The sequence below is a fragment of the Bacillus sp. GW821-FHT11D08 genome, from assembly GCF_058808515.1.
This window is the reverse complement of record NZ_JBXARS010000005.1, coordinates 191,495-210,493: the sequence shown is the minus strand read 5'-3', so window position 1 is coordinate 210,493 and position 18,999 is coordinate 191,495. Positions and strand designations below refer to the sequence as shown.

Genomic DNA, 18,999 nt, shown 5'->3' with positions numbered 1-18,999 from the left:
TTATCTGTCCCTCCAATGCTCATCCAGAAAGCCTTGACGTCCGGAACCTACACGGTAGCGCCCGTAGTGATCAGGATTTTTCTTATAAAAGTGCTGATGATAGCCTTCCGCTTCATAAAAAGGCTCAGCCTTCAAAATGTCTGTCACGATCGGCTTTTTAAATATACCGCTTTCTTCAAGCTGTTTTTTTGAGGCTTCAGCAATTTGTTTTTGTTCATCATTATGGTAATATATCGCCGCCCGATATGAACTTCCGCGGTCTGCAAACTGGCCGCCTGCATCAGTCGGGTCGATCTGCTGCCAAAACAGCTCGACAAGCTTTTCGTACGGATAAATGTCAGGTTGAAATGTGATTTGAACGGCTTCTCTGTGTCCGGTCGTTTCACTGCACACTTCTTCGTAAGTCGGATTCTCAGTATGACCTCCTGTATAGCCGGACACCACCTTTTCAATCCCGGGCTGTTCGTCAAACGGCTTCACCATGCACCAAAAACAGCCGCCTGCAAATGTGGCGATTTCTTTTTTTTCTGACATACGGGTGCCCTCCTTTGTTCATACGTGGTATTATTATATTATAGCATGTATAAACAGAATAAAAATAATTCTGCTTTCAGGGGAAGCTGAACAAATGCCACGCTGACTACATATTGGAGGTTCATGATTTGAAAGTAAGGACACAAATGATGTATGATATGGAAGCTTTGCTTCGAAAAGTGTTTAAACAAATCAGAAATGAAGTTAATGAAATTCTAGATAAAGAGCTGTCCAGGAATGAATTTATCATTTTGCGGATTCTCAGTGAACAAGGGCCTAAAAAAGTAACGGAATTCGCCCCCATTCTTGAGGTCTCCGCAAGCCACATTACCGCAGTGACCGACGCTTTAGTAGAAAAGGAATGGATCACCCGCATCCGTTCTAAAGAGGACAGGCGAATTATCAGAATCCATATTACGGAAGCCGGGGAGAAAATTGTCGATCATTTCAACCAGAAAAAAACAGAATACTTTTTTAAACGGTTTGACTGCTACTCTGATGAAGAGCTCGCAACGTTAATCAAACTGTTCAGCAAGCTGGATAAAAAACGCTGACACGAAAAAACACAAATCCCTTAAAGGATCTGTGTTTTTTTATGAAAACTTAATGTTTCGGATGATAATAGGAAAATTCAATTTCATCCGTGTCGAGATTGATTTTATCCGCTTTTACATACATGCCGTTGTCTAAAGGCATTTCCGACAGACGGATCTCGATGCTTTTATCCCCGGAATGAACGTGCACAAATGACGGGAGTTCATAAAAGCTGTCCATATAATTCAGCACAAAGCTGATCGGCAGGCTTAATTCGCCTAAGGAAAACTTCGTCACTTTCAACATCACATCTCCGTTCTCCTGTACGGACGGTTCAAATGTGACGACCGCGTTAATGGAGGTTGAGAATGCTTTGATTTTACCTGCCACGTGCACATCGTTATTGATGTCCACTTTGTAGTCAAGCTGATTCGATGCCTTCTCTTTTAAGTACGCATTCACAAACCTGGCAAGAGATTCTTTCGAGCTCGTGATATGAAAGCCGTACTCACTTTTTGTCTGATCTTGTATTTTCGCCTGCTCTCCCGGCATAACCAATAATGTCACAATTACCGCGGCGGCAATCACATTGAGTGCGAGAAGAACAAAAAACAGCGATTTCCACTTTTTCATCATTTCACCCTATTCTGCTGGTAACCCTTGTTTTTCAATGATGCCGTACATTCGATCGGCGATGAGTGCATACCCTTTTGCGTTCGGATGAAAATCATCATCCTTTGAAATCCGTCTGCTGCCGCTTTTTTGACTGAACAAGTCTTCAACATTCACCGAGGCGGCGTGAGGATCTTTTTCCAGCTCTTTTGCGGCGATCTTGTTCCAATCCGTTACAACCCCATTAATTTCTTTTAATTCAGGCAGCGTAAACGTGAATGGATTATACATGCTGACATACACCAGCTCTGCGTTTTCATTATATTTGCGGATTTTTGAAACGATCGCCTTGAACCGTTTTTCAAAAGGTTTCTCTTCCTTTTGGAACGGCTGAACCGTCAGCTGCATCATATTCTGGCGGAGCACCTTCATTAAGTCATTGCCGCCGATGGTAAAAAAGATATAGTCGGCGCTCTTTAATGATTTCTGCACTTTTTTATTATCAAGCTTTTCCAGCAGGTCCGACGTTTTGTCACCCTGCACCGCATAATTTTTAATATCTACCGTTTTCACATGTCCCTTTTTCTTAAGAGACTCCGCTGTCCTGCCGACGTATCCTGAACCGTCAGGATCTCCTACTCCTTCAGTCAATGAATCACCGACCGCAGCTATGACAATATGATCTTTCGTTTTCGGTTCTTCAGCGTCAGAACCGGTGCGCTGGACAGAACAAGCTGATAAAAGCAAGGCCAGTCCGGCGATCAATGAGAACATTCGCAGCTTCAATCTGGTTGCTCCTTCCCCGTCTACTAGTGGAAAGTGTAACATGTTTTTTCAGATTTGAAAATGTCTAATCTGCCAGTTTACTTGAGCTCCTCAGCCGCTCTGACATCTGAGAGGATGTCATCATACGGAACCTTCTGCACGCCGTCATAATCTTTAAGCACCTTTCCGTCAGGTCCGACTAAATAAAAAGAGGTTTTATGTATGACCTGGTCCTCTCCCTCCGGCTTTTTGACGATTGCTTTAAAGCTGTTCAGGGCAAAATCTTCAATGTCCTTTTGGCTGTAACCGGTCAGAAAATCCCAGTTGCGAAGCGAAAGCGGATATTTGGAAGCAAAGGCTTTCAGCTGTTTCGGCGTATCCTTTTCAGGATCTACACTGAACGACACAATCCGCACGTCCAGATTCTCAGCCTTCAGTTTTTTTTGCAGTTCGGTCATGTGGGCCGTCATCGGCGGACAGACCGTATTACAATTTGTAAACATAAAATCGGCAATCCAGACATGCCCCTTCAGGCTTTTCAGTGACACTGTTTTCCCGTCTTGGTTCTGATATGAAAACGGTTCAATCTGATAGTTCAGCGGGTCTTTTATCGTTTTCCCCCCGCAGGCGCACAAGAGCAGCAAACAAAAGACGGCAGCGAAGATTTTCATTTTTTTCATTTTCATTCCCCCCCATGGATAAAACGCTTACAGCATTCATCATAAAAAAATTCCCGCACCCTCCCTTATCAAAAGGAAGGCGCTAAGGAATATGCACCGTTATGCGTTATGTTTTAAAATCTCTTGGTTGAAAACGGCCTCGTAATCTTTCCACTTCATACGGCGCTTGACATATTGTCGGAATGAATACACTGTTCTCACACTTTGTGAAGCAAAAACCTCTCTCAAATAAAGCTCAAGGTGCTGATGAATTTGAAAAAAATAATGTTCACCTTCCGTGACAACCGGTATTTCTGTCACTTTTACCTGAATCCCGTCCTGTCGTTTGAACTCTAGGCTTTTGAGTAACAAGATATCAATCCTTCTTTTTCGATTGTTTTCTTTTTATTATATACAATCTGAGAAAGCGTGTCTGTCATTTTGCGCGGCCGTTCTAAAAAAAGTCAGATTAACAGGTGGAACAGATCCTGATCTTTATTCACCTCTACGTAATGAAATCCTTTTTGATTCATCCGGGCAATGAGCGCGCCGTAATCTTCCCGATGCTTAAGCTCAATGCCGACCAATGCGGGGCCGCTGCTTTTGTTATTTTTTTTCGTGTATTCAAACCGGGTGATGTCATCATCAGGACCGAGCACCTCATCAAGGTATTCGCGAAGCGCTCCCGCCCTTTGCGGGAAATTAACAATAAAATAATGCTGCAGCCCCTCATAAATCATGGAGCGCTCCTTCATCTCCTGCATTCTGCCGATGTCGTTATTCCCTCCGCTGACCACGCAGATGACGTTTTTCCCTTTAATCTCTTCCTTGTACAGATCAAGTGCTGACACGGACAATGCACCCGCCGGCTCCGCTACGATGGCGCATTGATTATATAATTCGAGAATCGTGCTGCACACTTTTCCTTCCGGGACAAGCACAACGTCATCGACGACGGTTTCGAGCGTTTGAAAGGTTTCAGCGCCGATTTTTTTTACGGCCGCCCCATCGACAAATTTATCAATTTTCTCGAGTTCAACCACTTGTCCGGCTTTTTTCGATTCAAAATAGGAGGCTGCGCCCTTCGGCTCAACCGCTATGATTTTTGTATCCGGCGAGATGTTTTTCATGTACGTGCCGAGCCCGGACAGGAGTCCTCCTCCCCCTACGCTTGCAAAAAGAAAATGCGGTTCAACGTCAATGTCATTTAAAATTTCGATGGCAGCCGTTCCCTGTCCGGCCATGACATCGGGATCGTCAAACGGATGAATAAACGTGCGGTTTTCTTTTTCACAGCATTCCGCAGAACTCTTATACGCATCATCGAAAGTGTCACCCGTCAATATGATTTCAACAAATTCTTTTCCGAACAGTTCCACTTGGGATACTTTCTGTCTCGGTGTGGTTGACGGCATAAAAATCTTGCCGTGAATGCCGAGGTGTTTGCATGAAAACGCAACCCCCTGCGCATGGTTTCCCGCACTTGCGCATACAATTCCGTTTTCAGTCTGCTCTTTTGAGAGCTGCCTCATTTTATTATAAGCCCCTCTGAGCTTAAATGATCTGACCACCTGCAGGTCTTCTCTTTTCAAATAGATATTGCAGCCATACCTCTCAGAAAGTCTGTCATTCCTCTGCAAAGGCGTATGTATCACAACGTCCTTTACGTTTTGGTGCGCTTTTAAAATGTCTTTTACCTGGATGAGAGAGTCTTCTTTAAGCAACGGTTTCATTTACAGAGTCCTTTCTTATTTAAATCCCTATTTAATATGCCATTATAACATGAATATTCAAATAATAAGATAATTATTTTAATTTTGTAAATAAAAATAAATGAACCGATACAAGAGAAAAAGATTTTTTCGATGGCATAAACATGTTATACTTAAACCAATTAGAACCAAAAGGAGCCAATTCATGAGTGTAATTGAACAAACTGATCCTTTTTATCAGCTGGCCGGCGAACATCACACCTTTTCAGAAGCAAAACGATTGGCCTCGCAATTTGCCTTATCTGATTTGCCGGTCTTCATAACAGGTGAAGTCGGAACCGGAAAAAAACAAATGGCCAGAGCGATCCACCATAAATCCCGCAGAAACAGCGAACTATTTATTACCGTTCACTGCAGCCAAAGCGAAGAGCGGCTCGAATATGAACTGTTCGGCGCTGAAGGCGCATTAAACAGGGCCAGCCGCGGAACATTATTCTTATATGAAATCGGAGACATGCCGCTCTCGGTACAGGCCCGCCTTCTTTCCGAGCTGGACGCCGGGCTTTCCGCCCGCATCATTGCAAGCAGCACGGCGGATCTTGGCGATACCGGCGCGGAAAATACGTTCAGCCAAGATTTATTTTACAGGCTTCACGTGTTATGCCTTCCGCTCCCTGCTTTATCTGAACGAAAAAGCGATATACCGCTTCTTTTGCAGCATATGCTGACAGCCACGGGGCAGCATATTCATATCGATCCGTCCGTTTATCCGCTGTTTGAGCGGCACACCTTTAACGGCAACATCAGAGAACTTCAAAATGCGGCGTACTATATGGCCGCGGCAGCATCCGGCAGCACGATTTATCCCGATGATGTCCCGCTGTATATCAAAAACAGCCAGAAAGCGAAAACAGCTAAGAAAAAAGAAAAACGGCTGACATTGATGGAGAAAGAAGAGTTTTTGTTTATTTTGGAATCAATTAAAGACTTAAATACGAAGGGCGAATCCGCCAGCAGACGGAGCATATCCGAATTAAGCGAAAACAGCACAATGACATTATCGCCCCAGCAGGTCAGAAACAGGCTTGATTACTTAGAAAAGATGAACTATGTGACAAAAGGCCGTGGACGCGCTGGAACAAAAATTACATTAGAAGGGTTGAGCTTTTTGCAGTCACTGCAAAAGCAAATCCTTTAAAAAGGAGGACATTTGATTGTTCACAATAAAAGAAGAAATCGCAAATGCCGTCACACACGGAATCGGTGTATTGCTGTCGATTCCGGCGCTTATTTTTCTCATTATCTTCGCGGTGAAATACGGCTCGCCGACAGACATCGTCAGCTTTTCAATCTTCGGCGCTTCAATGCTGCTGCTGTATCTCAGCTCGACTCTTTTGCACAGCATTCAGCATAAAAAAACGAAAGACATTCTTGAGATTGTGGATCATTCCGCGATATACGTATTAATAGCCGGAACATATACGCCATTTTTATTAGGACCCCTTAAAGGGGCGCTCGGTCTGACCCTTTTAATTATTGTTTGGTCGCTTGCCATCGGAGGCATCGTGTTTAAAATCTTTTTCGTGAAGCGGTTTATCATTTTTTCAACGCTTGTCTATTTAATGATGGGCTGGCTGATCATCGTCGCCATTAAACCGCTGTACGCTTCGCTGTCAGGCCCCGGTTTCGGCCTTCTTCTTTTCGGCGGCTTATTGTATTCCGCCGGCACAATATTTTATATTTGGAGAAAGGTTCCGTATCATCACGCCATTTGGCACAGTTTTGTTTTAGGCGGCAGCGCCTCGATGTTTTTCTGTATTTTATTTTATTGCGTCAAAGTCCCCTTTATCTGAAATAAAAAGCACAGCCTCTCTATAGAGACTGTGCTTTTTTTATGCACGGAGCCGTTTCTGACCGGCCGGATAATAAGCGGGCTTTATATGTAATTCAATGTCAGCCGGTTTCAGCCGTTTCAGTAATCTGCCCCGCAGCAGCCGGTCTGTTCCCGAAGTGCTGACAGGCACAATCGGGAGATCGAAACGAAGGGCCAGTTCCTCCGGATTGATTTTGCCGTCTTTGGACAGAATCAGGCTTTGCCCTTTTTGCAGACGGACTTCCGCCTCCTGAAACACGGCATCCCGACTGTCTCCGTCACAAATGACACCCATCAGCCGCAGCCAATTTCCGAGAAACGGCATCCGGAAAGCTTTCTCGCCAGCGATAAAACCAGCCGGCTCTTCAAGATGTCCCGCAAGCAGCAGAAGATCAGCCGGGCGCAATCTGGGATGCACATACAATACGGGGCCGTCCGGTATCGGCTGATCATGATGAATGCCGATTGCCGATCCCGACACGTCAATGCAGCCTCTCATAAAGGCTTTCGGCCGCTCATACACCAGCCTCATCTGTTTTTGAAAAGAAAGCCGCGGGTCAAGCTCTTTTTGATTGATATATTCCTGAATATTTTTCATGAACATAAATACAACGTACATCACAAGGCAGCCGTAACGAATCAATTCTTGTCCCCCTGCTTAAACTCAATTCTTTTTCTCGTATACAAGATACTCATAATCGTAAGGGTTTTTTTCATCTTTTACTCCCTGTTTGCGGGATGTCAATTCCCATTCAGCTTCATTAAATTCCGGAAAAAAACGGTCTCCTTCAAAGACATGGTGAATTTTTGTCATGTAGAGTCTGTCCGCATAAGGAAAGAGCGCACTGTACAGCTGGGCTCCGCCGATCACAAAGCATTCTTCATCCGCCGGGATCAGCTTGAGCACTTCCTCAGCCGAGTCGGCGGTAATACAGCCTGGGAATAAAGATTCGTCCCGTGAGGTTACAACGATGTTACGCCGGTTCGGAAGCGGGCGTCCGATTGATTCAAACGTTTTCCGCCCCATTACAATGGTGTGGCCCGTCGTCACTTTTTTGAAATATGCGAGATCATCGGGAAGGTGCCAAGGCAGATCGTTATCTTTTCCGATCAGCCGGTTTTCATCCATCGCAAAAATAAACGAAATCATACGCTGACAGCTCCTTTTATGTGCGGATGCGGGTCATAATCCTCAATGATAAAGTCTTCAAACGTAAAATCAAAAATAGAATCAACATTTCGCGCAAACCGCAGTTTCGGCAGCGGACGGACATCCCTTGTCAGCTGCAGATTCACCTGCTCCACATGGTTTTGGTAAATGTGGACGTCTCCGAATGTATGAACAAACTCACCTGGTTCAAGTCCCGTCACATGCGCGATCATCAATGTTAAAAGCGCATAAGACGCAATATTAAACGGCACGCCGAGAAAGACATCCGCTGAGCGCTGATAAAGCTGACACGACAGTTTTCCGTCCGCGACATAAAACTGAAACAGGCAGTGGCAAGGCGGAAGCGCCATATGATCAATTTCGCCGACATTCCAGGCGCTGACGATTAAACGTCTGGAATTCGGGTTTGTCTTGATGTCATGAATCAGCCGGGAGATTTGATCAATGGTCTCGCCGTCCGCTCCGCGCCACGAACGCCATTGAGAACCGTAAACCGGTCCGAGTTCTCCGTTTTCATCCGCCCATTCGTTCCAGATGCGGACTCCGTTTTCCTGAAGGTAGCGGACATTCGTATCTCCTTTTAAAAACCAAAGCAGCTCATGCGCGATGGACTTAAAATGGAGCTTTTTCGTCGTAAGCATCGGGAAACCTTTCTGAAGGTTAAACCGCATTTGGTAGCCGAACGTGCTGATCGTACCCGTTCCCGTACGGTCTCCTTTTTTTTCTCCGTTTTCTAACACATGACGGCACAAATCTTTATATTGTTTCATTTTTTTCATCCTTTTAAAGTAGTCTTTTAGTAGTGTAACACAATAAAAAATCATTTCTGCAAAATTTCTCAGAAATGATTTTTTTATTTCTTCTCGCTATTACACGCTCATCCAGTCAGGCGGCGTATTGCGGTCCCAGTAAATGCTACCGAGCTCATGATGTGATTGAAATCCGTCTTCAGCGGTATGGTAATGAAAATTAAACCAGTAGCCGTCTTGCGGAGGATGATCCCGGCGGACGTGGAACCTTAAAAGATCTTCACCCGTCAGCCTGTTATACACATGAAAAATTTTTTCAGTTTTTCCGGCCGACGGTTTGCTGGAAATAACCACATCCTGATACGCTTCATCATCTTGAAACTTGGCTAAATGTCCTGTGATCACATCTTCGATTTTCGGCAGAATTTCACTTCTGTAATCATCTTCAATGACCGGAGAGATTTTGTTGCCGAATTTTAAAAATGATTGATTTTCAGCATCACCGAGAAGCTGCTGCTGATACGATTGAAACAGTAATTCAGGCTCCCGCCCTGCCTTCTCTTCTCCCGGCAGGGCGTGTTCATCATAAAAAGCGGTGTAATCATTCTGCTCAAGACTGCTCGACTGTCCTGAAGGCTTGTCTGTCATCAAAGCAGCCGGAGGAGACACGAGTCCGAACGTTACAATGGTAAACAGAACCACAAGGGTCTTTTTCATCCACAATTTCATGACAGATTGTTCCCCTCTGTTTTATTGTCCTCTTTTCCTTTATTTTAGCATAGATGAAAGCGCGGCGTCATGTCCGGCAGCGTATTATCATGCAATATGGGAAATTGGTAACTGTGACCGAGCGGATAAACCGCTTACAATAAGAAGGAGAAAAAGGAGGGGATGAGATGATTAACGCTTTATTTGCGACAGTATCACTTCTCACGCTGCTTTATTTTGTCGTTATGGAAATCACTGATTAACGAAAAAGAAGCCCATGATATCATGAGCTCACATGGATGACACCGAAGTGGAAAAGCGCCGTCTTTCTTTTCAGCACCTTGAAGCCGTATCGTTCAAACCGCGGGCTTTTCCAATGGTCTTTAAGCACTACGCATTTTTTCGCCGCCCGGACGGCTTGCGTGATGCACTCTTCGTTAAAACCCTCTTCTGCCAGCGCGCGGAGCGGTGCAATGCCGTCTGACGTTTCAACAGGTTCGTGAAACATCGGGTCAAAATAAATGACATCTACCGATGAATCAGGAAGCTCCCGCAAATAATCGGCGCAGTCGGCATGTTTGACCTGAATGCGTTTCATGGCGGTTTGGAGCTGCTCCATTCCGGTTTCCCACGTTTGAAGTCCTGTTTCAACAAGCAATGAGACAAGCTTGTTTTTCTCCAGGCCGATGACTTGTCCGCTTTTTCCGACTGCCAGGCTTGCCAAAATCGCATCGGATGCCAGGCCGAGCGTACAATCTAAAAAGGAATCCCCTTCGCGTAATCCGGCTGCTTTTAACAACGGCTCGGCTTCCCCTCTCAAAAACCGCTTTGCGCGGAACATCGCTGTATTCGGGTGAAAAAAGAACTTCTCCCCTTGCTTCGTGTAAAGTTCGAACCGTTCCTTTCCGATGACTAAAAGATCGCTAGCCGCTCGTTCCAGCATTTTTTCAATGGGCTGTTTATTGCGGCTGCAGTAAGTGTCACCCAGCTTGACACTGAGCGACTGCGCTGTGTGTATCGTATATTCGCTTGGTCTGTAACTCGTTGTGATCATCTTTTTCTCCAAAAAGAAAATGCCCGGAATTCGGGCATTTCAGCAGTGCGCATCGAAGGCATCCGTCAGATTTTTCATAATTTCCTCCATGTCATGCCCTTCGATTTCGTGGCGGGGAATAAAATGAACGACCTCTTTACCTTTTAACAGCGCCATTGAAGGCGAGGAAGGTTCCTGCCCCGTAAAATATTCACGCATTTTTGCAGTTGCGTCTTTATCTTGACCGGCAAATACGGTAACCGTATGATCAGGCGCTTTTTCATGCTGTAAAACAGCCTGAGTCGCAGCCGGACGGGCAAGACCTGCTGCACAGCCGCACACGGAGTTGACAACGACCAATGTCGTGCCCTCTGCCTGTTCCATAAAGCTTTCTACTTCTTCAGCAGTCGTTAATTCCTGAAAACCCGCACCCGTCAGCTCACGGCGCATCGGCACGACCAGCTGGCGCATATATTCTTCATAAGCCATTGACATAAAAAAGCCCCCTCTAAAATCCTTATATGAAGTCAAGGATACTATAGAGGGGGCCGGAATTCAATTGTTCAGGCCTCTGTTTTATATTTTCATGATTCCGCCCGTATTGGCGCTTGTTACGAGTTTGGAATACCGGGCCAGATATCCTGTTTTTACTTTCGGCTCGAAGCCTTTCCATTCGGCCTTGCGTTTTTCCCATTCTTCTTCAGGCACTTGTACGTCCAAAATCCGTTTTTCTATGTCAACGATGACATGGTCACCGTTTTCTACGAATGCGAGCGGGCCGCCTTCAGCCGCTTCAGGCGATACGTGCCCGATTGAAAGGCCCCGGGACGCTCCTGAAAAACGGCCGTCTGTAATAAGCGCCACTTTCGGGCCAAGCCCCATTCCGACAATCTGAGACGTCGGAGCGAGCATCTCCGGCATGCCCGGGCCGCCCTTTGGCCCTTCATAACGGATAATGACAACATCTCCTTCTTTTACTTTGCGGTTTATAATGCCTTCAAGCGCGGCATCCTGGGAATCAAAGACGACAGCGGGACCTTCATGTCTTGTAATCCCGTCCTGTACGCCGCCTGTTTTGATAATGGCGCCGTCCGGAGCCAGATTCCCAAACAGGACGGCCAAACCGCCTTTTTCGGTAAACGGATTGTCAAGCGGATGAATCACGTCATAATCCTTTACTTCATGACCCGCAATTGTTTCTCCGAGTGTGCGGCCTGTTACAGTCAGCGCGTCAAGATGAAGCGCCCCTTCTTTTTTCGCTAATTCATTAAGGGCCGCCGAGACTCCGCCCGCTTCGTGCAGATCTTCAATGAAGACGTCCGAGGCCGGCGCCAATTTCGATAAGTGAGGCACTCGTTCAGCCACTTCGTTAATGCGTTCTAAAGAGTACTCAACCCCAGCTTCATTGGCAAGCGCAAGCGTATGTAGCACTGTGTTGGTTGAGCCGCCGAGAGCCATGTCTAACGCAAATGCGTTGTCAATCGCTTTTTCGGTGACGATATCGCGCGGCTTAATGTCTTTTTTGATGGTCTCCATCAATTGGGCCGCTGATTTTCTCACAAACTCTCTTCTTTCCGGTGAAGTTGCAAGAATTGTTCCGTTGCCCGGAAGCGCCAGACCGAGCGCTTCAGACAGACAGTTCATGGAGTTTGCCGTAAACATGCCCGAACAAGATCCGCACGTCGGGCAGCCGAACTGTTCCAGCTCCTGCAGGTCGCTTTCACCGATTTTCCCGGCTTGATATGCGCCGACGCCTTCAAATACTGAAGAAAGCGAAATTTTGCGGCCGTCGCTTGTGCGGCCGGCTGCCATCGGCCCCCCGCTGACAAAAATGGTCGGAATATTAATCCGCATAGCCGCCATCAGCATTCCCGGCGTAATTTTGTCGCAGTTCGGAATGCAGACCATTCCGTCAAACCAGTGCGCCGAGACGACCGTTTCAACTGAATCGGCAATGATTTCGCGGCTCGGCAGCGAATATCTCATGCCGATATGCCCCATTGCGATTCCGTCATCTACTCCGATCGTGTTAAATTCAAAAGGCACACCGCCCGCTTCCCTGATTGCTTCTTTTACGATTTTTCCAAATTCCTGCAGGTGAACATGCCCGGGAACGATATCGATGTATGAATTACAGACCGCGATAAACGGCTTGCCGAAGTCCTCTTCTTTTACGCCGGCAGCGCGAAGAAGGCTGCGGTGCGGCGCTCTGTCAATTCCCTGTGTGATCATGTTGCTGCGTAATTCTGCCATGGTGATCCCCCTACTGTTTTTAGACTGTGCACTATTTTTAAAATTTTCAGTTTATTCTAGGGCGCGTTCTGCAAATTTTACAGTGTCTTTGCCCTGTCTCGCTTTTCTATTCTTTCTGTATTTCGATAAAAACCCTCCAACAATTAATATTGTACTTACTATATAGAGTTTTGAATCATTTTTCAACAATATTCTAAATAATTTTTATAAAAAGTGAATTCAAATAAAAAAGGTGCATGGCGCACCTTTTTGTTATAACTGTTCTTTTTTTCTGCTTTCAGTCATCTGTTTCCAGACTGAACCTTTCGCCTCTTCTCCGTGCTCAATCCGTTCAATCGCCATTTTGACTTGCAGGCTGACTTCGAATTCCGGATCGTCTTCCGCCGCTTTTAATGCTTCCAGCGCGCTTTCATCGCCGACTTCATATAAAAACATGGCCGCGCGCCAGCGCACGAGCTTACTTGAGTCACTGAGCGATTTTATCATGGCCGGGATGGCGCTCGCATCGCCGAGATCCGACAGACAGTCACCCGCCGTCCTTCTGACCGTCACCGTTTTGTCTTCAAGCGCTTTGTATAACAGCGGAAGCACAGACGGCTTTTCGATCATTCCCAAATAAACGACGGCTTGTCTTCTGATCGAAGTCTTCGGATCATGCAGCGCCTTTTCCAATACTGGTAAATCGTCTTCATCCGGATCCATTTGCTCAAGATGGGCATAGCGCTGTTTCCAGTCTTCATCATCAAGCATGTCCAGTGTCACTTTATAAGCTTTCCGCTGCACTGCCGGTCTGGCCTCACCCTTTTGCTGTGCGGCTGCTTCTGTCAGACGTTTGAGCCGCTCATCACTGTAGGCGGCCTGAAGCTCTTCTGTGACATCGTGTCCGATTTCGGTAAAATCCCCGAAGCGCACGCCTTGTTCTTTCCAAGTCCGCTCAAATACAACATTTGAAGCTTCGGAACGCAGCTTTAAAATGGCTTCTTGGAAACGTTCCGGAAGGCCGAAGCGTTCTTCACGTTCGCCGTCCGTCAATTTGACCTGCATCGGGATTCCGCTGAACATTTGTACGAAAACCTTCACTTCACCGAACGATTCCTGTTCAGAACGGCTCTCAGACTGCTCCGTATATTCCATTCCGAAAGCGGAACGGACCTGAGGCAGAATTTCCTTCCAGTCAAAACGTGCGTTTCTCTCCACAGCCAGGAAATCGGCAACGTGATAAACGCCCTTTACTCCTTCAATGTTTAAAATATCACGTACGACAACCGGAGCATCATCTGCCTGATCGGGCTTGTAATTGTTGCTTTTCCCTGCCGGAAGCTCTTCAGTCAAAATCACTTTCATCGTGTTCGGACTCGGCGTCGGTTCTATTGATTTAATCTTCATATTGGTCCTCCTATGCGCAATCTGACACTTATTCTAACATAGTCGGCACAAGCGTTCTATTGCGCCGCTTAGCTTTTGCAAATGCCGGCCTCTTTTTGGATACGGGCGGCGAACTGTAAAAGAAATTGATGCCGCTCCTCTGCTAAACCGGCCCCCGCTTTTGTATTCATTAAGCCTTTAAGCTTGATTAATTTATCCTCTATATGGGCCAGCACACTTGTTTGAGTTCCGTACATCGGATGACCCTTCGCCCCGGCAAACATAAAAGCCCTGCCGATGCCCGCTGCGCCGATCGCATCAAGCATGTCTGCATCCTGAACAACTTTCCCCTCCAATGAAAGCGGCCGCTTTATCAGCAGTTCCCTGTGTCTGAATGACATTCTCGTGATAATATCCGTGATCTCCTGAATGGAGCCAGCCGCGATGTTGAAAGCAGCCAGCCGTTCTGTCACTTCGCCTGCCGTCAGCCTTTCGCTTTTTTCGAGCTTGGCGTCAATCAGATCATGAACCAGCGCGGCCGTCTCAGTGATAAATAAGTCGGCGCCTTCTTCTTTTGCCATATAAACAGAAAGTGTTGCGACGCGGGAAATATGAAGCCAGTCATGGCCCGTTCGTTCATTGATAAGCTTGTCTCTGACCCAATTCCTGACGCTTTCCAGCTGCTCTTTTTCGTTCACCGTATCATCCCTTATTGGGCCAAAAGCCTCTGCACCGTATCTTCAAGCTCTTTTGGGTTGACGTTCGGTGAAAAACGCCCGGTGACTTCACCGTTTCGGTCCACGATAAACTTAGTGAAATTCCATTTGACCGCTTTTGTGCCGAGCATCCCCTTCGCCTGTTCCGTCAGATATGTGAAGAGAGGATGAGCGTCTGCTCCATTGACATCAACTTTCGCAAACATCGGGAATGTGACTCCGTAGTTTTTCACACAGAACTCTTGAATTTCCGCTTCGTTTCCAGGTTCTTGGTTCATGAATTGGTTGCAGGGAAATCCCAATATTTCAAGACCTTCCTCCCGATATGTATCATAGAGCTCCTGAAGCTGCTTGAGCTGGGATGTGAATCCGCATTTGCTTGCTGTATTCACAATGATCATCACCTTGCCTCTGTAAGCCGATAGCGTCATGTCTTCGCCTGTTATGGTCCGTACGTTTATATCGTAAATTGTCATCTGCGGCCCTCCTTTTTACATTCTTCATTTATTTTACCTGTTTTACACTGCAAAACAAACGGCAACCGCTTTTTCCTTCCACTTAACGGAAAACGTTTTTTTCGAGGAACCAAACGGCTCTTTACCCGTCATAATAAAGAGCCGCTCCGAATTTATGCCCATTTGCCGCTTTTATCCCTGTCATTATGCGTTAAATGCGGTTTATTACGCCGGGATGGATTGAAAAATGGCTTAAAAATTTCTATAATGAAGAAAATTAACGGGGAATAACGGAGGTGGCATGTTGCCTATTAATATACCAAATCACCTGCCCGCTAAGCAGGTGCTTGAAAGTGAACACATCTTTGTAATGGATGAAAGCCGGGCTTTTCATCAGGATATCCGGCCGCAGAAGATCGTGATTTTAAATCTGATGCCGAAAAAAATCCAAACGGAAACCCAGCTCCTCAGGATGCTTGGGAATTCACCTTTACAAGTTCACTTTACGTTCTTAATTCCGAGCACACATACTCCAAAAAATACGGCAAGGCAGCATCTGGATGAGTTTTATACGGATTTTTCCAGCATCCGCCACAAACGGTTTGACGGAATGATTATTACCGGGGCTCCGATTGAGCACCTGCCGTTTGAAGATGTTTCTTACTGGGAAGAATTGAAGGAAATCATGGAATGGAGCAAAACGAATGTCACTTCAACCCTCCATATCTGCTGGGGCGCTCAAGCCGGTTTATACTATCATTACGGCATTGAGAAAGTGGAGCTGCCGAAAAAAATCTTCGGTGTGTTTGAGCATACCGTTCTTAAAAAACATGAGAGATTGGTAAGAGGATTTGACGAGCTATACTATGTGCCCCACTCACGGCATACAGATATTAATACGGAGCAGCTGCAATCGGCTTCGGATCTGGATGTGCTCAGCGTTTCAGAGGAAGCGGGGGTCTGTTTAATCGTTTCAAAAGACGAAAAACAGATTTTCTTAACGGGTCATCCGGAATATGATACCGATACGCTACTTCAGGAGTATGAGAGAGACATAGAGAGAAATCTTTCAAACGTAGAAGCTCCTAAGCACTATTTTGCGCCCGGCGGGAAAGAACCTGTTAACCGCTGGAAAGCTCATGCAACGTTATTGTTTATGAATTGGCTGAATTATTACGTATATCAGGAAACCCCGTATGAATGGGATTAATTTTTGTTTTGAGTGATACGGTGACAAAAATATGATAAAATACTCTTGATTCAGTATGCGTATAACAAAACTTTAAAATAATGGAACATATCAATTAAATTTAGTTTAAATATGTTGCCGCGCTTATTATAAAATGATGCACTTGTGTTATGTTTATCTATAGACAATAACTCCTTACGATGCATGAAGCTTGCTTGTTGTTGATTACATTGAGGTGAATTTACTTGAATACCAATAAAAAAGTATTAATTTTGACTGCAAATTACGGAAACGGGCATGTTCAAGTGGCCAAAACGCTCTACGAACAGTGTCTGCGTCTCGGCTTAGATGTGACGGTTTCCAATTTGTATCAAGAGTCAAATCCGATTGTTTCAGAGGTTACTCAATACCTTTATTTAAAAAGCTTCTCAATCGGGAAACAGTTTTATCGTTTGTTTTATTACGGAGTTGACAAAATCTATAATAAACGCAAATTCAATATTTATTTTAAAATGGGAAATAAACGTTTAGGCCAGCTCGTCGAAGAGCATAAGCCGGACATTATTATCAATACATTTCCGATGATTGTCGTACCGGAATACAGACGGAGAACCGGAAAAGTGATCCCGACGTTCAACGTTATGACCGATTTCTGCCTTCACAAAATCTGGGTTCATGAAAATGTTGATAAATATTATGTCGCCACAGATTACGTGAAGGAAAAACTGATTGAAATCGGCACTCACCCGAACAACGTAAAGATCACGGGCATTCCCATCAGGCCTCAATTCGAGGAATCAATGCCGAAAGAGCCGATTTATAAAAAATACAATCTCTCTCCCGACAAAAAAGTTCTTCTTATTATGGCGGGAGCGCATGGTGTGCTGAAAAACGTAAAAGAACTGTGCGAAAATCTCGTTCATGACGATCAGGTGCAGGTTGTGGTGGTATGCGGCAAAAACAGCTCGCTGAAAGAATCCCTCAGCAGCTTGGAAGGTGACAATGCCGACCGGCTGAAAGTTCTGGGCTATGTAGAAAGAATTGACGAGCTGTTCCGTATTACGGACTGCATGATCACGAAACCGGGCGGCATCACACTGACGGAAGCGACGGCGATCGGAGTACCCGTTATTTTGTACAAACCAGTTCCCGGGCAGGAAAAAGAAAACGCCATTTTCTTTGAAGATCGCGGTGCGGCTGTCGTGGTCAACCGCCACGAAGAAATTTTAGAGTCTGTCACCTCCCTTCTTGCGGATGAGGAGAAGCTGAACCGGATGAAGGACAATATTAAAAGCCTTCACCTCCCCAACTCTTCTGAAGTCATTTTGCAGGACATTATAAAAGAATCTGAAATGATGGCCGGGAAGGCGGATATGGCATTATCGTAAAAGAAAAGCACACGAACGATTCGTGTGCTTTTTGTTTTTTTCGGTTAAGCTTTGTTACTGGAAAAATAAAGATAAAAAATAGGGAGCGGCCGCTTGACGTCCGCTCCCATATGGTGTATAGTTGAACCATCATTTAACAACGTTTACATACGTACGGTTGGATGATGACAAAATTTTTTTTAGCACGAAGGTGCTACAGTACTAGGAGGAATTAAGCAATATGCAAAACGGTAAAGTAAAATGGTTCAATAACGAAAAAGGATTCGGCTTCATCGAAGTTGAAGGCGGAGACGACGTATTTGTTCACTTCACTGCTATCGAAGGAGAAGGATACAAATCATTAGAAGAAGGACAAGAAGTTTCTTTTGAAATTGTCGAAGGTAATCGTGGACCTCAAGCTTCTAATGTTGTAAAACTCTAAACTCAATACATGTTGATCAGATGACAAATAGAGGAGAGGCGTATGCCTCTCCTCTATTTGTCATCTGAATCTCAATTGCGACAAGATTCTGCTTGCAGCGCTGCTCGATCTCTTCAATTTGTTTCTCCATTGACGGCATTCCTTTTTTTGCCATTTCCGCTAAACTTCCCAAATCACCGTATATCTCTTTAAATGTCTGCTGAAGGATTGTTTTTAAATCTTTATCATTCACGGCTGGTTTTTCCCTTCTCTCCCAAGATACCCTGAATAATAGTAAATAAGCCCTAATTAATCAGGTTCAATAGTTATATCGGCTTATTTTCTATATTTTTTTCTATTTTCCGTACATATTTCTAAAAAAAAATCTCCAAACTATTTGCGGAGGTGTTTTTTAATGGACTCTGAATTTTTTCCAAACGGACTGACGGATAAACGCCAGCTTGAATTAGCGGTGGAAACGGCCCAGAAAACAACGGGAGCGGCTACCCGGGGCCAAAATTCAACTTTGGTGGAATCTGCATACCAGGCGATTCAGGATGCCAGAACGATGTCACAATCCAGTGAACTGCAGGCTCTCGACCAGGATTTTCTGCAAAAGCAGCGAATGCTTCTCGACGATTGCCAGCATCAGCTTGATGAATTCGAAAAATAAAACCGCAGAAGCTGCGGTTTTATTTTTTATTGATTTGTCAGCTCCTTGCCGTAGGCTTTCAGCTTCTCCCCCACTGTGCATTGGTTGATGCAGAAAGAATGAGCGTGATTTTTTCCAAACTCTTTGCGGAAATGCTTTTTTACGAAACAGTCTTTGCAATATTCATCCTGAAGCTCTGTCAATTCTTTATAAATGCTTTTTTTATCCAAT

Annotated in this window: 25 protein-coding genes and 1 pseudogene; 8 read left to right on the top strand and 18 right to left on the bottom strand. The window is 45.3% G+C overall.

Annotation, left to right across the window (positions count from 1 at the left end):
* On the bottom strand, positions 1-534 hold the full coding sequence (gene msrA / locus AC1RRX_RS12275; protein ID WP_003153641.1) for a peptide-methionine (S)-S-oxide reductase MsrA: 534 nt from the start codon (positions 532-534) through the stop codon (positions 1-3).
* A 128-nt stretch (positions 535-662) separates the two neighbouring features.
* On the opposite strand from msrA, the gene AC1RRX_RS12270 reads away from it, so the two are divergent.
* Positions 663-1,088: a MarR family transcriptional regulator gene (locus AC1RRX_RS12270; RefSeq protein WP_012117803.1), complete on the top strand. Its 426-nt coding sequence runs from the start codon at positions 663-665 to the stop codon at positions 1,086-1,088.
* A gap of 49 nt (positions 1,089-1,137) precedes the next feature.
* Here AC1RRX_RS12270 and AC1RRX_RS12265 read toward each other — a convergent pair whose 3' ends face one another.
* From AC1RRX_RS12265 to ilvA, 5 genes are all read right to left on the bottom strand, one after another.
* Positions 1,138-1,701: a YpmS family protein gene (locus AC1RRX_RS12265; protein WP_144464454.1), complete on the bottom strand. Its 564-nt coding sequence runs from the start codon at positions 1,699-1,701 to the stop codon at positions 1,138-1,140.
* A 9-nt stretch (positions 1,702-1,710) separates the two neighbouring features.
* Complete coding sequence (locus AC1RRX_RS12260) at positions 1,711-2,466, bottom strand: SGNH/GDSL hydrolase family protein (protein WP_144464456.1); 756 nt, start codon at positions 2,464-2,466, stop codon at positions 1,711-1,713.
* 77 nt (positions 2,467-2,543) lie between these two features.
* Positions 2,544-3,125 carry an SCO family protein gene (locus AC1RRX_RS12255; RefSeq protein WP_099566858.1) on the bottom strand — a complete coding sequence of 194 codons (582 nt, stop codon included), beginning with the start codon at positions 3,123-3,125 and terminating at the stop codon, positions 2,544-2,546.
* 99 nt (positions 3,126-3,224) lie between these two features.
* The gene (locus AC1RRX_RS12250) at positions 3,225-3,476 is read right to left on the bottom strand and encodes a DUF2535 family protein (RefSeq protein WP_007409532.1); all 252 of its coding nucleotides are present in this window, start codon (positions 3,474-3,476) and stop codon (positions 3,225-3,227) included.
* Between the two features lie 92 nt (positions 3,477-3,568).
* Positions 3,569-4,837, bottom strand: a complete 1,269-nt coding sequence (gene ilvA / locus AC1RRX_RS12245) for a threonine ammonia-lyase IlvA (protein WP_014418155.1) — start codon at positions 4,835-4,837, stop codon at positions 3,569-3,571.
* 184 nt (positions 4,838-5,021) lie between these two features.
* On the opposite strand from ilvA, the gene AC1RRX_RS12240 reads away from it, so the two are divergent.
* Positions 5,022-6,014 (top strand): sigma-54-dependent transcriptional regulator, encoded by a 993-nt coding sequence (locus AC1RRX_RS12240; protein ID WP_144464458.1) that lies wholly within the window; start codon positions 5,022-5,024, stop codon positions 6,012-6,014.
* Positions 6,015-6,030: 16 nt separating this feature from the next.
* A complete protein-coding gene (gene trhA, locus AC1RRX_RS12235; RefSeq protein WP_007409529.1) occupies positions 6,031-6,669 on the top strand; it encodes a PAQR family membrane homeostasis protein TrhA in 639 nt (212 codons plus the stop codon).
* Between the two features lie 39 nt (positions 6,670-6,708).
* Here trhA and AC1RRX_RS12230 read toward each other — a convergent pair whose 3' ends face one another.
* The 10 genes from AC1RRX_RS12230 to AC1RRX_RS12185 form a co-directional block, all read right to left on the bottom strand.
* Positions 6,709-7,332 (bottom strand): lysophospholipid acyltransferase family protein, encoded by a 624-nt coding sequence (locus AC1RRX_RS12230; RefSeq protein WP_144464460.1) that lies wholly within the window; start codon positions 7,330-7,332, stop codon positions 6,709-6,711.
* Between the two features lie 21 nt (positions 7,333-7,353).
* Complete coding sequence (locus tag AC1RRX_RS12225) at positions 7,354-7,839, bottom strand: dihydrofolate reductase (protein WP_007409527.1); 486 nt, start codon at positions 7,837-7,839, stop codon at positions 7,354-7,356.
* Positions 7,836-8,630, bottom strand: coding sequence for a thymidylate synthase (locus AC1RRX_RS12220; RefSeq protein WP_061582163.1), 795 nt, complete (start codon positions 8,628-8,630; stop codon positions 7,836-7,838). Before AC1RRX_RS12220 ends, AC1RRX_RS12225 begins: the two co-directional genes overlap by 4 nt.
* 99 nt (positions 8,631-8,729) lie before the next feature.
* Positions 8,730-9,338: a YpjP family protein gene (locus AC1RRX_RS12215; protein ID WP_061582162.1), complete on the bottom strand. Its 609-nt coding sequence runs from the start codon at positions 9,336-9,338 to the stop codon at positions 8,730-8,732.
* 262 nt (positions 9,339-9,600) lie between these two features.
* Positions 9,601-10,371: a class I SAM-dependent methyltransferase gene (locus AC1RRX_RS12210; protein WP_032870018.1), complete on the bottom strand. Its 771-nt coding sequence runs from the start codon at positions 10,369-10,371 to the stop codon at positions 9,601-9,603.
* Between the two features lie 39 nt (positions 10,372-10,410).
* Positions 10,411-10,845, bottom strand: a complete 435-nt coding sequence (locus tag AC1RRX_RS12205; RefSeq protein WP_003153619.1) for a BrxA/BrxB family bacilliredoxin — start codon at positions 10,843-10,845, stop codon at positions 10,411-10,413.
* Between the two features lie 81 nt (positions 10,846-10,926).
* Complete coding sequence (gene ilvD, locus AC1RRX_RS12200; RefSeq protein ID WP_007409524.1) at positions 10,927-12,603, bottom strand: dihydroxy-acid dehydratase; 1,677 nt, start codon at positions 12,601-12,603, stop codon at positions 10,927-10,929.
* Positions 12,604-12,855: 252 nt separating this feature from the next.
* Entirely contained in the window at positions 12,856-13,989 is a 1,134-nt protein-coding gene (locus tag AC1RRX_RS12195; protein WP_061582160.1) for a conserved virulence factor C family protein, read from the bottom strand.
* A 68-nt stretch (positions 13,990-14,057) separates the two neighbouring features.
* Positions 14,058-14,666 carry an HD domain-containing protein gene (locus AC1RRX_RS12190; protein WP_061582159.1) on the bottom strand — a complete coding sequence of 203 codons (609 nt, stop codon included), beginning with the start codon at positions 14,664-14,666 and terminating at the stop codon, positions 14,058-14,060.
* A gap of 11 nt (positions 14,667-14,677) precedes the next feature.
* Entirely contained in the window at positions 14,678-15,160 is a 483-nt protein-coding gene (locus tag AC1RRX_RS12185) for a glutathione peroxidase (protein WP_061582158.1), read from the bottom strand.
* A gap of 283 nt (positions 15,161-15,443) precedes the next feature.
* Here AC1RRX_RS12185 and metA point away from each other — a divergent pair, with 283 nt between their 5' ends.
* The 4 genes and pseudogenes from metA to cspD all read left to right on the top strand — a co-directional run bounded on the left by metA (position 15,444) and on the right by cspD (position 18,137).
* The gene (gene metA, locus AC1RRX_RS12180; protein WP_003153608.1) at positions 15,444-16,349 is read left to right on the top strand and encodes a homoserine O-acetyltransferase MetA; all 906 of its coding nucleotides are present in this window, start codon (positions 15,444-15,446) and stop codon (positions 16,347-16,349) included.
* Positions 16,350-16,573: 224 nt separating this feature from the next.
* On the top strand, positions 16,574-17,716 hold the full coding sequence (locus AC1RRX_RS12175) for a diglucosyl diacylglycerol synthase (protein ID WP_007409520.1): 1,143 nt from the start codon (positions 16,574-16,576) through the stop codon (positions 17,714-17,716).
* Positions 17,717-17,809: 93 nt separating this feature from the next.
* Positions 17,810-17,921, top strand: a pseudogene (locus AC1RRX_RS12170) (hypothetical protein); the annotation flags it as partial.
* A gap of 15 nt (positions 17,922-17,936) precedes the next feature.
* Positions 17,937-18,137, top strand: coding sequence for a cold-shock protein CspD (cspD, locus tag AC1RRX_RS12165; protein ID WP_003153604.1), 201 nt, complete (start codon positions 17,937-17,939; stop codon positions 18,135-18,137).
* A gap of 16 nt (positions 18,138-18,153) precedes the next feature.
* Here the strand turns inward: cspD and AC1RRX_RS12160 are convergent, their stop codons facing one another.
* Positions 18,154-18,369: a hypothetical protein gene (locus AC1RRX_RS12160; protein ID WP_144464462.1), complete on the bottom strand. Its 216-nt coding sequence runs from the start codon at positions 18,367-18,369 to the stop codon at positions 18,154-18,156.
* A 162-nt stretch (positions 18,370-18,531) separates the two neighbouring features.
* On the opposite strand from AC1RRX_RS12160, the gene AC1RRX_RS12155 reads away from it, so the two are divergent.
* A complete protein-coding gene (locus AC1RRX_RS12155) occupies positions 18,532-18,789 on the top strand; it encodes a DUF2564 family protein (protein ID WP_007409519.1) in 258 nt (85 codons plus the stop codon).
* Between the two features lie 26 nt (positions 18,790-18,815).
* Here the strand turns inward: AC1RRX_RS12155 and AC1RRX_RS12150 are convergent, their stop codons facing one another.
* A complete protein-coding gene (locus tag AC1RRX_RS12150; RefSeq protein WP_015240062.1) occupies positions 18,816-18,998 on the bottom strand; it encodes a zinc-finger domain-containing protein in 183 nt (60 codons plus the stop codon).
* Between the last annotated feature and the right edge of the window lies 1 nt (position 18,999).